Genomic DNA, 14,084 nt, shown 5'->3' with positions numbered 1-14,084 from the left:
ATCCCATCCCGAACTCAGAAGTGAAACGCAAACGCGCCGATGGTAGTGTGGGGTCTCCCCATGTGAGAGTAGGTCATCGCCAAGCGCCTAATTTAGGTTAACGTGTAGACGTTAAGCTAAAGGAGCGGTAGTTCAGTTGGTTAGAATACCGGCCTGTCACGCCGGGGGTCGCGGGTTCGAGTCCCGTCCGCTCCGCCAACATTAAGAGATAAGCCTCATCGAAAGATGAGGCTTTTTTCGTTATGGCGTTGCTGATATTTTCGTGTCAGTGACGCTAATGCTTCGGGTTCGAAGCATGTGGTTATCGTCATACTCGGGCATCATGTAGATGAAATCCTTACCAGAATATGACGCTTTCGCTTCAATGTTAAAAATCAAAACCTACTTTTTTGCCGATCTTTATTCCACTTTATCAATATTGTTTCTTTCACGTTCTGAAAACCTCCTGTGCGCGACTTGGCAGTATTGACCTGTGACACTGATCTCGGACAAATTAAACGGTATAATGCCTTATGTCTTTCATGAGTAACGAGAATGAATTGTCGTCTTGGGTGTGGTGCTTGCTGTATTGCGCCTTCAATAAGCAGCAGTATTCCGGGTATGCCAAAGGGTAAGGCGGCGGGTGAACGTTGTGTGCAATTGAGCGATGCCAATTTATGTTTGATTTTCGGCTCGCCTGATCGTCCTGCGGTTTGTAGTGATTTCGATGCATCTGATGATGTTTGTGGTCATTCAAACGAAGAGGCGATTTGGTTGATTACCCAACTCGAATCTCAGACCTCTCATTAAGTTTATCGCTGACAGGTGAAATATGCAGTTAACTCGTTATACCGATTTTGGCGTTCGTACCCTGATGTATTTAGCGGTTCAGCCAGATAGAACAACTTTATTTAGGATTGCTGAAATTACGCAGGTGTTTGATCTGTCACCAAATCATGTTTCTAAGATAGTGCATCATTTAGGCAAGATGGGTTACCTTGAAACCATCCGCGGTAAGATGGGTGGTTTCCGTTTGGGTAAGCCTGCGAGTGAGATTAACCTAGGGCAGTTAGTTCGAGTGTTAGAAAACTCACTCGCCCCGATTGATTGCAGCAAACCTTACTGCCGATTTACACCAGCCTGTAAGCTTAAAGGCGTGTTAGCCCAGGCTGTTGAAGCTTATTTGAATGTGCTGGATCAATATACTTTGCTGGATATTGTGAGTAACCGTGATGAGTTAGTCGCCTTGCTGCCAGACTTTTCTATTTCAGTACTGCAACTGGATTAGTACCACTTTTAAGTGCAATACCGATGGGGAGCAAACTCGATGCTGGCACCAGATCAATCCCCTCGGTTTTAAGTCTGTGTAGGTTAGCCTCTAAGAAGCGCATAGTTTCTGGATAAGGATGGCCAATCGCCACCAAGCTACCTTGGGTATGTGCCTGACTTATCATTAAGTTAAATTGTCTCTCGAGTGCATTGGCACTAGTATCATTGTCTAGAAACAGTTGGCGTTTTAATAAAGGAATGCCTAGCTTATCTGCGTTATCCCCTGCCTTAGTGAATCGTGTTGTCATACTATCGACAAAATACAGCTGCTTTTGTTTGAGTGTTTCCATGACCCAGAGCATGGGATCGTCTAGTTGAGTTAATAGACTCCCCATGTGGTTATTGGCACCTTTGGCAAAGGGAACGCTGTTAATCGCATCAATAACACTGGTGCGAATTTGTGCCTCAGTCATCGTATTGGTTAACCCCCCCAGCCCTAATGTCTTACCATTAAGCGCCTGCATGGGAAGATGTAGCATAATTTCGTGGCCTTTTTGGTGTCCTGCGTTAGCGAGTTCTTTGCCAAGTGGGGTATGAGGTAATACAGCGAGTGTTACTGTATTGGGCAGTGCCAGCACGGCTTTATCTGTATGACGATAACCTATGTCATCAATAATGAGTGCAAGCTGGGCTGCATAGCTTTGAGAAATGCTTAGGGCCAATAGGGCCAAGGAATTAAGTAAGCGCACAATTTCTTCTTATTCGTCATGGTGCTGTATCCATGCAATGGCAGAGGTCACTTGATGATCTTGGGCCAGTGATGCATGGGCTGATAGGGCGTCGATTATAGCTAAATTACCAACGCCGGAACCAGTTTCGGCGGCAATTTTTATGTCGGGGATGATCCCTATGTTGTGAATGTTTTCACCTCTAGGAGTATTGTACTGGGCAATTGTGAGTTTAATCGCGTTACCATCTTCTAAGATGGGGATCAGGCTTTGTACTGTACCTTTGCCAAAACTGGTCTCACCTAAGAGTTTTGCACGACCATTTTCTTGTAATGCGGCGGCGAGAACTTCGGATGCAGAGGCCGAGCCTTTGTTGATTAACACTAGCATAGGCACGTTAGTTAACATGGTTTGCGGTGAGGCATAGTAGTCAGAGTTGGCGTCGAAGAAGCGGCCAGAGGTCGAGACTATGCGTCCTTTGGCGAGAAAGAGATCCGCAATTTTAACCGCTTGGTCGAGTAGGCCGCCGGGATTATTACGTAGGTCTAAGATAAGTCCTGTGAGTGGTTTCTTTTGCCATTGGCTGAGCGAGCGCACCATATCTTCGGTAGAGTTTTCTTGGAAGTTGCTTAATCTGACATAGCCAATATTGCCATCAAGCAGTTGAGTGCTGACCGACTCTATAGTGATATTGCTTGGCTTGAGTGACACTTTAAAGATGGCATCGTCATTACTGTGTTTTAGCTCTAAGTTAATACTCTGATTATTGAGACTATGTCTTTTTATTTCAGTAAGGATATCGGCTAGATTCGTTTCAGTCGCCAGGGTGTCGTTAAGTTTAATAATAATATCACCCGCACGTATTCCCGCTTGCTCTGCGGGAGAATGGGCAAAGGGGGCTATGATGCTGATGTGGTCTTTTTGGGCCGCGACTTCGAAACCGAAACCAAAATACTCGCCGCGATTAGAATCTTTAAGATCGAGTAATTCTTGATGATTCAAGAAGCTGGAATAGGGGTCGAGATGTTCAAAAATGCCTTTGATGGCGGCTTGCACTAGCTCTTCTTTGGGAACGGTTTTGATATAGTAAGTTTCAACCGTTTCAAGTACATCTTGTAGTAATGGATAGTCAAAGTTGTCGCGGTAGGATTTCGCGTTCTCTTGGCTGGAGAGGCTGATGGATAGGCCTAAAGTGAGACCTAATCCAACGCAACTGATATAGCGGATCATGTATTTCATAACGGTCCCCTGTGATAAGGGGACCGTTATGATTAGCGACAGTATTTCGCTGGATCGACGGCTTGCCCTTTATGCCTTATTTCAAAGTATAGGCCAGGCTCGCTCTGTCCACCTGAACGTCCGACTAAAGCAATCGCTTCACCGCTTTTTACCATCTCACCAGGGCTTTTTAGTAGGGTTTGAGCGTGACCGTAAAGACTCATATAACCTTTACCGTGATCGATGACCATGACAAGACCAAAACCGCGTAACCAGTCGGCATAAATGACTTTACCACCTGAAACGGCTCGAATATTTTGCCCTTCTGGTGCAGACAACATAGTGCCTTTCCACACTACTTGACCGGAACGTTGGCTACCAAAGCTAGCACTCACACGACCTTTTGTTGGCCATTTAAGTTTTCCACTTTGTTTACCAAAGCCTTCCATCGAGGGATTATCTTTCATGGCCCGCAGCGCTTGTTCAACGACGCGCTTTAAGCTGGCCTCTTCAATTTGCAACTGCTCAAGCTCTGCACCCTTAGAATTTAAGGTGCGTTGCAGCTCTTTGATGGTCAGTTGACGCTGATCTTGCTCTTGGCTCAAACGTTTAGCTTGTACTTGTTGTTCGGCTACGAGTTTCGTTAATTGCTTTTGTTTACTCGTTTGCGACACCTTGATCTCATCTAGCTCGGTCAAGGTTTGCTTTAATTCGTTGATCGACTTCATCCGCGCTTTATTGAGGTATTGGTAATAAGCCAACATACGCTCGATAGTGGCGGGACTTTGCTGATTAAGCATCATCTTAGTGTAATCGTGATTACCGGCAAGATAGGCGCTCGACAGCTGTTTCGACAGTGTTTGTTGTTGAGTCACTTTAAGCGTTTCTAACTCATCTTGACGTTGTTTTAGCTCGGCAAGTTTAGTGTCGATTTGCGCTAAGCTATTTTTGGTGCTGTTGACTTTTTTGGCAGCTGACGCAATCGCTTCTTCATCGCTACGCAGCAATGACAGCAGCTTTTCTCTTTGTTTACTGGTGGTTTTTAATGCGCTTTGTTGTTGATTTATTTGCGTTTGGATTGATTTTAACTCGGACTTACGCTTCTCCAAATCAGAAGCGTGTGCCGAGAAAGATAACATCATAAAGCCAGCAATAATGCTGGCTTTAACAAGGAGTCGAGTGCTCACTAGGTAACGGTTACTCTTTTATGTGGATTAAGGGTTTGCCCGTCATCTCAGCTGGAATGGCTTCGCCGATCAAGGTCAAGATGGTTGGTGCAACATCGCTGAGTTTACCACCTTCATCTATGGTCGCATCGCGTCCAACAAAGACGAAAGGCACGAGTTCACTGGTGTGGGCCGTGTGAGCCTGACCTGTGGTTTCGTCGGTCATTTGCTCGGCATTGCCGTGGTCGGCGGTAATAATACATTCTCCGCCCACTTTCGCCAGCGCATCAACCACACGGCCGATACAAGCGTCGACAGCTTCACAAGCTTTAACGGCGGCATCGAAATTACCCGTGTGGCCAACCATGTCACCATTGGGGTAGTTACAGATGATCACGTCGTACTTGGTTGATTCAATTGCTGCGACTAACTTGTCAGTTAGCTCAGCTGAACTCATCTCAGGCTGTAGATCGTAGGTTGCCACTTTAGGCGAGTTGATTAGGATGCGATCTTCTCCCTCGAATGGCTCTTCTTTACCGCCGTTAAAGAAGAAAGTCACATGGGCGTATTTCTCAGTTTCAGAGATACGCAGCTGAGTACGACCTTGTTTCTGCAGCACTTCACCTAAGGTATTCACTAAGTTTTCAGATGGATAAGCGATAGGTGCTGTGATGTCGCCAGCATACTCAGTCAAAGTGACGAAGTGCATTTTCGGCATAACAGCGCGTTCGAAACCATCGAAGTCTGGGTGAATAAAGCTACGGGTGATTTGACGGGCGCGGTCAGCACGGAAGTTCATAAAAATCAGGGCATCGCCGTCTTTTAAGGTCGCAACTTGACCGTTGGCATCTGTGATCGCCGATGAAGAGACGAATTCGTCGTTTTCGTTACGTTCGTAAGCCGCTTCTAATGCTGTAACGGCATTGTCGTATTGGAATTTTGACTTACCTTGGGTGATTAAATCGTAGGCTTGTGACACGCGATCCCAACGATTATCCCTGTCCATAGCAAAGTAACGACCGATAATCGATGCGATACGGCCATGGCCTAATGTAGTAAACAGATCATCAAAATGACTCAGGCTACCCTTAGCGCTACGCGGTGGCGTATCGCGTCCGTCGAGGAAAGCGTGCAGATAAACCTGAGTAGCACCGCGAGCAACGGCCATACGGCACATAGCTTCGATATGCTCTTCATGGCTGTGGACGCCGCCGGGGGAAAGCAAGCCCATAATGTGTACTGCTCCGCCAGCTTTGATGGCTGAGTCTACCGCATCACATAGTGCAGGATTTTTTTCAAACTCATGATCTGCAATGGCTTTACTGATACGAGTGAGTTCTTGATAAACCACACGGCCAGAGCCTAAGTTAATATGGCCAACTTCAGAATTTCCCATCTGGCCATCAGGTAAGCCAACATCTAAGCCAGAACCTGAAATCAAACTATGGGGATATTTAGCGTTGAGACGGTCGAGTACCGGAGTCTTGGCGTGGAAAATCGCATTATTATGCGTGTTTTCACGGTAGCCCCAGCCATCGAGGATCAACAACGCGAGCGGACGTTTAGCTGTCGTCATAGTGATACCTTTAAGTTTTATAGAAGCGATAGAAATCTGAAATTGGTCAAATATTACTACGTTAGCGGGGTATGAAAAAGCGCTTTACCCCGATTAAGGTCATCGAATCACTAATTCGCCCGATTCTGTGAGTGGCTTGTGACAAGTACAGAGTCAATTGCACTAAAAGTGCGATCTCGAACTGTGACTAAACTGCTGCATTCTGCCAAGGCAATCGGTATACTCTGTGCCCTTATCGAATTTTCGCCATTTATGCGGGCAATCATCATGCAAGAATATATCGAATTTTTTAAAGCTCACTCAATGCTCAGTCTGGCTTGGGTGGGATTATTTGTTGTGCTTGTCGCGAGTATCATCAAATCGAGCATGTCAAAAATCAAAAGTATTTCTCATCAAGAATTAACGATTATGGTGAATAGACAGGATGCTAAAGTGGTTGATGTGCGCTCGAATGACGAGTTCCGCAAGGGCCATATTGTTGATGCACTTAATGTTACGCTCGCCGATATTAAAAATAATCAGATATCAGCCCTTGAAAAGTATAAAGCCAGTCCCATTATATTGGTATGCAATGCTGGCATGACCTCGTCTCAAGCCGCTCAGCTTTTGAGTAAGCAAGGTTTTGAAAACCTGTACAACTTGAAAGGTGGTATGGGTGAATGGCAGGCAGCAAATATGCCTGTTTCAAAAAGCAAAAGATAAGTTGTCGGCGGCAGTTATGATTTAAGCTGTACTCAATCCACAGGATAGTGCAGTAATAAAGTCATCATTGTTTGGCATACTGATCCTACGGTCGCTAAGGGCTTAATGTAAGTTTTTAGACTGGTTCGATCGATACCCGAATATGGGTACAAGTTGGGATGATACCGAGATCTGATATAGGCCTTGAGTAACATAAGCCCCGAGCCAATTTACGTTCAAATAGTAATTGGCTTTCAAATAATAATTGGCTTTCAACGAAAAGCCGATACAACATTGATAGGATAGGTAGGAAATTATGGCTGAAGTAGCAAACAACGAACAACAAGCCCCACAATTCAACATCCAACGTGTTTACACTAAAGATGTGTCTTTCGAAACGCCTAACAGCCCAGCGGTATTCCAAAAAGAATGGAACCCAGAAGTTAAGTTAGATTTAGACACGCGCAGCGCTAAATTAGCTGATGATGTGTATGAAGTTGTCCTGTCTTTAACTGTGACTGCACAAAATGGTGGCGACACCGCTTTCCTATGTGAAGTACAACAAGCCGGTATCTTCTCTATCACTGGTCTGACTGAGCCACAATTGGCCCATTCATTAGGTGCATACTGCCCTAACATCCTATTCCCATATGCTCGCGAAACCGTGGGCAGCTTAGTCGGTCGTGGTACTTTCCCACAACTGAACTTAGCACCTGTTAACTTCGACGCGCTGTTTGCCCAATACGTGCAACAACGTCAAGCTGCTGCGACTGCACCAGCTGCCGAAGAAGCTAACGCTTAATTACATGAAAAACTCTGCCGATATCACGGTATTAGGGGCGGGCTCTTATGGCTCCGCCCTTGCCATTTCTTTAGCCAGCAACGGTCATAAGACCTTGTTATGGGGACACGATCCTGTCCACATGCAAACGCTCGCTCAAGACAAGTGCAACCAAGCTTTTTTGCCTGGTATTGCGTTTCCTGATTGTTTACAGATCGAAGCCGATTTAGCCAAAGCCTTAGCCGCCAGCAACAATGTGTTAGTGGTCGTACCAAGCCATGTGTTTGGTACTGTGCTTGAGCAAGCTAAACCGTTACTCCGTAGCGATGCGCGCATCGTATGGGCAACGAAAGGGCTCGAGCCTGAAACCGGACGTTTGCTGCAAGATGTGGCCCGTGATGTGTTAGGTGAGCAATATCCGCTGGCGGTGTTATCTGGGCCGACCTTCGCGAAAGAATTAGCCATGGGTTTACCTACGGCCATTTCGGTCGCGGGCACTTGTCCTAAATTCACCAACGATCTCGTTGAGCTGTTACACAGCCCTAAACGTTTGCGGGTTTACGCCAACGACGACTTTACCGGACTGCAACTTGGCGGCGCGGTAAAGAACGTGATCGCGATTGGCGCGGGCATGTCCGACGGTATCGGCTTTGGTGCCAATGCCAGAACAGCCTTGATTACCCGTGGTTTAGTCGAATTGACGCGTTTAGGCGAAGCCTTAGGTGCCAATGCCGCCACCTTTATGGGCATGGCGGGGTTAGGCGACTTAGTGTTGACCTGTACCGACAACCAATCCCGTAACCGTCGTTTCGGTTTAGCCTTAGGTAAAGGCTGTGATGTGATGACAGCACAGGCTGAAATTGGCCAAGTGGTTGAAGGTTATCGCAATACCAAAGAAGTGTTTACGCTTGCGAAACGCCTCGGGGTTGAAATGCCAATCACTGAGCAGATTTACCAAGTCTTGTATCAAGGCAAAGCGCCGGTCGATGCTGCGAAAGAATTGCTCAGCAGAGAAAAGAAATCAGAAACGCCTACGCAATAAACCGCGAGCCGTGATGATGCTGTAATGCCGAATAAAGGAAAGGGTGCTAAAATAGCGCCCTTTTTTGTGCCCGGACTTCTGGTGTGCAAGATGTATCCCCGGTCGCCAAGGCCCTTGATGTTCCCGACATCAGACGAGCATTTCCTCCATCCCTGGAGGTCAGGTGGTGAAAGAGGGGATTTGTGCCTAGCGTTTGAGCTTATCTTTGCTCCGTTTAGCTGTTGCATGATTTGCTTGCTAAAGGTTCGCGAGTCAGCAAATTGCCCGTTGGCAGTCAATACCAATCAATTTATCTGTGTGGAGTAAGAGCGTGAAACATCATGATGTCATTATTATCGGAGCCGGCGCCGCGGGATTGATGTGTGCAGCGACCGCGGGTTACCGAGGCCGTGATGTACTCGTACTCGACAATGCCAAGCAAGCCGGGCGTAAAATCCTCATCAGCGGCGGCGGGCGTTGTAACTTTACCAACCTTAAAGTCGAGCCCGCTAATTTCCTCTGTGGCAATCCTCACTTTGTTAAATCGGCACTCGCGCGTTATCCGTCGCAGCAGTTTATTGAAATGGTCGAGCGTCACGGCATTGAATACCATGAACGCGATCACGGCCAACTGTTTTGCAATGACTCGGCCAAAGAGATAGTCACTATGCTATTGACCGAGTGTGAATGGGCGGGCGTGACGATTAAGCTGCGCAGCGATATTCTGGCCGTTAAAAAGACGGAGGCTGGGCGCTTTGAGCTCAACACCTCTAACGGCGAACTGAGCTGCGACTCACTGGTTATCGCCACGGGTGGCTTATCCATGCCTAAACTAGGCGCCACGCCTTACGGCTATCAACTGGCCGAGCAGTTTGGCCTAAAAGTATTGCCAACTCACGCGGGTCTGGTGCCTTTTACATGGCACAGTGAAGATAAAATTCGTTTCGAACCCTTGTCGGGTATAGCGGTTCCGAGCCGCATTACCGCCAAAGATGGCACTGCATTTAGCGAAGCGCTGCTATTCACTCACCGTGGCTTATCTGGCCCCGCAATTTTGCAGATTTCTAACTATTGGAAAGCGGGCGAAACCATAGAAATCGATCTCTTGCCGAATATGGATTTGGCGCAATTGCTAGAGCAACAGCTCGCCACGCATCCTAAACAGAGTTTGCGTAATACCTTAAGCCAATGGTTGCCTAAGCGGTTGGTGGAAGTGTTATTCGATGAAGCCCTGTTAAATAAAGCGTTAAATCAGCTAGTTCACGCCGAGCGCGCAATACTGGTCGATGATATACACCGCTGGACAGTATTGATGAACGGCACCGAAGGCTACCGTACCGCCGAAGTGACGCTAGGTGGCGTTGATAGTAATGAGTTGTCATCCAAAACCATGGAAGCCAGCAAAGTCGCAGGGCTCTACTTTATCGGTGAAGTCATGGACGTAAGTGGTTGGTTAGGCGGGTTTAATTTCCAATGGGCTTGGGCATCCGGCGTCGCCGCTGGGCAAGCGGCTTAGTCTCTAACTTGCAAGAGTAATGAGTTTAAAACCCTGACTGTTTGAACTCATCAAAGCCAATCTTCTAGCTAAATCAGCAAGGCGGCTGAATCGTATATTGCGTTATATACATTGCCACTGCTTCCCCAGTGACACGCCGCCCTTTTATTTCACAAGAAGTAGCCCTATAGGCTCGACAGCGGCATCTGCTGTATATGGCTCTTGATTACAAGAATCGAATGTTGCGATCACATAGATGTAAATGAGCATCCATGCCACCAACGATCACTGTTGCAACGGTGGCAATCTTAACGACCACTGAACTGTTCATCTGGCTAAAAGATATTGCCCCAAAACTAGATAAGTTTGTCGTCAGGTGTACAGGATGAATTGTCATTGTTTCCCCTGTGACACGCCATAAACTCATCCCTGAGGGCTCGACGGCGGCATCCATGCCGCCAACGGTCACAGTTGCCACAATGCCAATCTTTACGACCATTGAACTGTTCATCTGGCTAAAAGCTTTTGCCCCTTTCTAAGTTATCCAGATAGCTACTACCACTTTGGACGATTATTTTTTCCTTACTAAATCTAATCACTCGATATTTATTTGGTCGCTCTTTAATGGGACTGACATTGGCATAGCGATTACACCATTTTTGGGTTTACGCTTCTCATCTAGGTTTATGGCTAATGATAGATAGACTATTGAGCTTCTGACTAACTTCATGAGATCCAGTAGTCGCTCTTCAAATTTTTTATCTGTAATCAGTAGGGAATGATTCGAGCGTTTCTCTTTATCGGAAATAGCGCTATCTGTTTTGGTTAAATCTTTATTTAATTTTAGCATCTCTTCCTCAAGAGATGCTTTAGCAGCAACATCTCTCTCCTTTTTAGCTTTACTAAGCTCAGAGTAAAGCTCTGTGAGTTGATTCTCTAACACGCTTTTTTTCTCTATCAACTCATCAAGGTAATGTTGATGAAATAATATGTCACTTTTAGATAAACTATTACCAAAATCATCAACGATCTTTAACGAGCAATGTTCCATTGCATTTCTTATCTTGGCAAATGCAACAGCATCAGGGTCTAACCAATAAGCTTCTGAGTTACGCTCCGTGCTTTTGGGGTTTGAATCTCGAATATCTTTAAGAATGTAGAATAAGGCGTGCAAAAAATAGTTGTCACTATTAGCTAAATCTCTATGTGGTTTAAGCTTTCCATCTTTCATTTGACCGAAAATATTGTGGAAATAGACTTTTGAGTCGATTTTATTCAGATCGTAGAATGAGTTTAGAAAATACGCTATTTTATCGAATATAGAGTACAGTGCCTTGAATGAGCTTTTGTAATGTTGCGCCTTTAAATTAGTCAATGAATGAGAGAAGTCATCTACTTTCTCATACGTTTCATTGAAAAAGTGTTCTTGTTCATTAGGGATGTTAATTGATGAAAAAAATAGGTATCTTGCATAGCAGTAATCATTCTTAATTTCATCAAAATTACCATGATAAACAAGATCTTCATGTTGCGTTAATGCACGATTAATTGCTTGGGTAAAGCTAGGGAGGGTGAAGCAATCAGTGTAAACTAATTCAGTAGTGTAATAATCATTTAGTTCATTAAGAAACAGCCGATTGTCACCACACCATTTGAGATATTGTTTTTGTTTTTGTGACTTAAAGTCTTCTTTGTAGCTCTGAATATTTGCAAAATCTTTTTCGTCACTACGTTCTTCAAACCATATTTTAAAACGCATGAAATTACTATTTTTGTCAAACACTGACTTATGGTTTTCTTCTAGTGTTTCAATGTGTTCAAGACCTAAGCAAATAAGTTTATACGCTTCATAATAGTGATACTTAACATGGTATTCGTCATATATATTCTCAGCAAGAAAGAGGGCGTTAGTTGCTTTGGCAATCATTGCAACTGGGTTTAAATCAATATCTAATGCATTGTCCCAATGTTCTAAAGCACATATAACTCTTCCTTGACGACTTAAGTAATTGGCTAAGTTAGTCTCGATTCTACTTCTTAGATTTTGATGATTAGCGTTTGGGTACTCAATCGACATAACTACATATAAAGCTTTGCGATAGTTTACTATCGCAATACCAAGATTTTCTGAGTACCATGCACTAGTATGGTATCTATAGAGTTCGGAGTAGCAGTTTGCTAACGTGTAGAAATACCTAGCCTCGATAAATGCGTCATCAAAAACAAATTTCCCTTGATCAATTGATTTTGTAAAGCCTAATAACTTTTCTTGTGTATTAGTGTTTGTCGCGTCAATAATCAACTCATCAGCTCTAGATTCAAATAGTCCAATAGCTGCACTATCGATTAGAACGTTTGTATTCTCTTTTTCCATATATATGAGACCATAGACAAAAATTACATCAAGCAGGAAACCATAGTATTGCTTCATGGTCTATACACTTAGTCTTTTTTTGTGCTTGTCTATCGGATGAAATCCATACTTTATCTAATACGTAAAAGTCTGAATAGAGTAAATAGCCTAACCAATTTCTTGTCCCAAAACGAGTCACATATCTTCTTTAAAACAAATAGGCTACACCGATGTTAAACAGGAGAGCCATGGTGATTAGCGAGACGACCGTCCGCCCCATGGACGGGGCGGTCGAGCATCCACGGATGGACTAGCTGCGTGTCGTCGAGCAAATACCATGGCTCGCCTATAATTCAGCGCTTTCAGAGCCAACTCAATTACCTCGCTTGCTCAACATCATTCCTATTTGATGATCAGTAAATTTGGTGTGTAACCCACCCACCAATCAATCCTTACCCAATTGCTAATTTGGTTTCTGCGTAGCGCAGTTTCTTGGTCCTTGGGCTGGCGAGGAAGTAGGCGAGTACGAGTGGGCCGAGGCGACCCATGAACATTATAAAAATGATGATGGCTTGGCCTAGAGTCGTTAAGTTGCCTGTTAAACCTCGGGACAAACCGACTGTGCCCAGTGCTGATACTGCCTCAAAGACGATATCAATTAACGGTGCGTTTTCACTTAATACCAGTGCGAAGATGGCTAGCCAAGTGACACCAATGGAGATCATGGTTAGTGCCAAGGCTTTGCTGACAGTGTCTTTGGGGATCTCGCGCTTAAATACATAAATAGCTTCATCGCGGCGTAAATAGCCATAAGTTGCCAAAATCAGCACCATAAAGGTGACCACCTTAATGCCACTGGCGGTGCTTAATGAGCCGCCGCCAATAAACATCAATACCAGCATGAGTAGCGTTGTACCATCTTCGAGTTGGTCAATTGCTAGTGTATTAAAGCCTGCGGTGCGCGGTGTCACGGCTTGAAACCATGAGGCTAACCATTTACCGAGTTCGCTTAAGGGCGCCAAGGTATTGGGGTTGTTGTACTCAATAAAGTAAATCGCAATCACGGCGACGGCGTTGATAATCATAGTGCCTGTGATCATCATGCGGCTGTAAACGCTGAGTTTTGACCAACGCTTGTTCCTACGAAGATCTATCCACACCGAAAATCCGAGGCCACCTATGATGAGCAGGCCCGTGATGGTGAGATTAATGACAGGATCGGCAACATAGGGCATTAGGCTGTCGGCACTGAGGGCAAAACCTGCGTTGTTAAAGGCGCTGATGGTGTAGAAAAAACCGTGGAATAAGCTGGTTTGCCAACCAAGTTCCTGACTCCAGTACACGGAAAGAATGGCCATGCCTACGGCTTCAACCAGTAAGGAAAACACTAACACTGATTTTGCCGTTGACACTAGAGTCGATGTATCTGTTTGATTAAAAGCCTCTTTTGCGACTGTTTGGTGTAAAAAACCAATTCTACCGCCAATCGCGATCAAGGTGACAATGGCGAAGGTCATCAGCCCAAGTCCACCGCATTGGATTAACAGCGCTATAACGATTTGCCCAAAGGGCGTAAAAACAGTGCCAGTATCGACAACGACAAGTCCTGTCACTGTTACTGCCGAGGTGGCCGTGAACAGACTTTGTAGCCAAGTAATAGAAGATTCGGTTGCTATCGGCAGTTTGAGTAAGCAAGTGTCTAAGATGATCAACAATGCAAAGCTCACGCTTAGGATAAAGGGCGGTGCGCCTAACAACTTTTTACTCGATTTGGGTTTATGCTCAATCGCCATGATGGAGGGATGCCATTGAACCAA

At 45.2% G+C, this 14,084-nt stretch carries 13 protein-coding genes, 1 tRNA gene and 1 rRNA gene; 8 read left to right on the top strand and 7 right to left on the bottom strand.

The genetic code is table 11. The annotated features are described in order from the left end of the window. The 4 genes from rrf to L5L91_RS16360 form a co-directional block, all read left to right on the top strand. A 5S ribosomal RNA gene (gene rrf / locus L5L91_RS16375) occupies positions 1-85 on the top strand; the annotation flags it as partial. 36 nt (positions 86-121) lie between these two features. After that, positions 122-198, top strand: a tRNA-Asp gene (locus L5L91_RS16370). 336 nt (positions 199-534) lie between these two features. After that, positions 535-789, top strand: coding sequence for a YkgJ family cysteine cluster protein (locus L5L91_RS16365; protein WP_113941201.1), 255 nt, complete (start codon positions 535-537; stop codon positions 787-789). Positions 790-811: 22 nt separating this feature from the next. Continuing rightward, positions 812-1,267: an Rrf2 family transcriptional regulator gene (locus tag L5L91_RS16360; protein WP_105250838.1), complete on the top strand. Its 456-nt coding sequence runs from the start codon at positions 812-814 to the stop codon at positions 1,265-1,267. Here the strand turns inward: L5L91_RS16360 and L5L91_RS16355 are convergent. The 4 genes from L5L91_RS16355 to gpmM are packed head-to-tail and all read right to left on the bottom strand — an operon-like array spanning position 1,242 to position 5,936. Continuing rightward, entirely contained in the window at positions 1,242-1,997 is a 756-nt protein-coding gene (locus L5L91_RS16355; protein WP_263237140.1) for a divergent polysaccharide deacetylase family protein, read from the bottom strand. The two genes, L5L91_RS16360 and L5L91_RS16355, sit on opposite strands and share 26 nt — an antisense overlap. 9 nt (positions 1,998-2,006) lie before the next feature. Then, the gene (locus L5L91_RS16350; protein ID WP_263237138.1) at positions 2,007-3,215 is read right to left on the bottom strand and encodes a S41 family peptidase; all 1,209 of its coding nucleotides are present in this window, start codon (positions 3,213-3,215) and stop codon (positions 2,007-2,009) included. Positions 3,216-3,247: 32 nt separating this feature from the next. Further along, entirely contained in the window at positions 3,248-4,381 is a 1,134-nt protein-coding gene (locus L5L91_RS16345; protein WP_113941204.1) for a murein hydrolase activator EnvC family protein, read from the bottom strand. Between the two features lie 10 nt (positions 4,382-4,391). Further along, entirely contained in the window at positions 4,392-5,936 is a 1,545-nt protein-coding gene (gene gpmM, locus L5L91_RS16340) for a 2,3-bisphosphoglycerate-independent phosphoglycerate mutase (protein WP_105250842.1), read from the bottom strand. Positions 5,937-6,203: 267 nt separating this feature from the next. Here gpmM and L5L91_RS16335 point away from each other — a divergent pair, with 267 nt between their 5' ends. The 4 genes from L5L91_RS16335 to L5L91_RS16320 all read left to right on the top strand — a co-directional run bounded on the left by L5L91_RS16335 (position 6,204) and on the right by L5L91_RS16320 (position 9,935). Further along, positions 6,204-6,638: a rhodanese-like domain-containing protein gene (locus L5L91_RS16335; RefSeq protein ID WP_105253030.1), complete on the top strand. Its 435-nt coding sequence runs from the start codon at positions 6,204-6,206 to the stop codon at positions 6,636-6,638. 295 nt (positions 6,639-6,933) lie between these two features. Then, positions 6,934-7,419: a protein-export chaperone SecB gene (gene secB, locus L5L91_RS16330; RefSeq protein WP_006083777.1), complete on the top strand. Its 486-nt coding sequence runs from the start codon at positions 6,934-6,936 to the stop codon at positions 7,417-7,419. Between the two features lie 4 nt (positions 7,420-7,423). Further along, on the top strand, positions 7,424-8,440 hold the full coding sequence (gene gpsA, locus L5L91_RS16325) for an NAD(P)H-dependent glycerol-3-phosphate dehydrogenase (RefSeq protein WP_173497252.1): 1,017 nt from the start codon (positions 7,424-7,426) through the stop codon (positions 8,438-8,440). A 310-nt stretch (positions 8,441-8,750) separates the two neighbouring features. Further along, positions 8,751-9,935, top strand: a complete 1,185-nt coding sequence (locus L5L91_RS16320) for an NAD(P)/FAD-dependent oxidoreductase (protein WP_263237136.1) — start codon at positions 8,751-8,753, stop codon at positions 9,933-9,935. A gap of 205 nt (positions 9,936-10,140) precedes the next feature. On the opposite strand, the gene L5L91_RS16315 is transcribed toward L5L91_RS16320, so the two are convergent. The 3 genes from L5L91_RS16315 to L5L91_RS16305 form a co-directional block, all read right to left on the bottom strand. After that, entirely contained in the window at positions 10,141-10,413 is a 273-nt protein-coding gene (locus L5L91_RS16315) for a hypothetical protein (RefSeq protein WP_263198644.1), read from the bottom strand. 96 nt (positions 10,414-10,509) lie between these two features. Then, positions 10,510-12,288 carry an LA2681 family HEPN domain-containing protein gene (locus tag L5L91_RS16310; RefSeq protein ID WP_263237135.1) on the bottom strand — a complete coding sequence of 593 codons (1,779 nt, stop codon included), beginning with the start codon at positions 12,286-12,288 and terminating at the stop codon, positions 10,510-10,512. A 431-nt stretch (positions 12,289-12,719) separates the two neighbouring features. Further along, the gene (locus L5L91_RS16305; RefSeq protein WP_263237133.1) at positions 12,720-14,084 is read right to left on the bottom strand and encodes a TrkH family potassium uptake protein; all 1,365 of its coding nucleotides are present in this window, start codon (positions 14,082-14,084) and stop codon (positions 12,720-12,722) included.

The sequence above is a fragment of the Shewanella sp. SM55 genome (genome assembly GCF_025654025.1).
GTDB classification, from domain to species: domain Bacteria; phylum Pseudomonadota; class Gammaproteobacteria; order Enterobacterales; family Shewanellaceae; genus Shewanella; species Shewanella oncorhynchi.
This window is presented reverse-complemented; position numbering and strand designations above follow the sequence as displayed.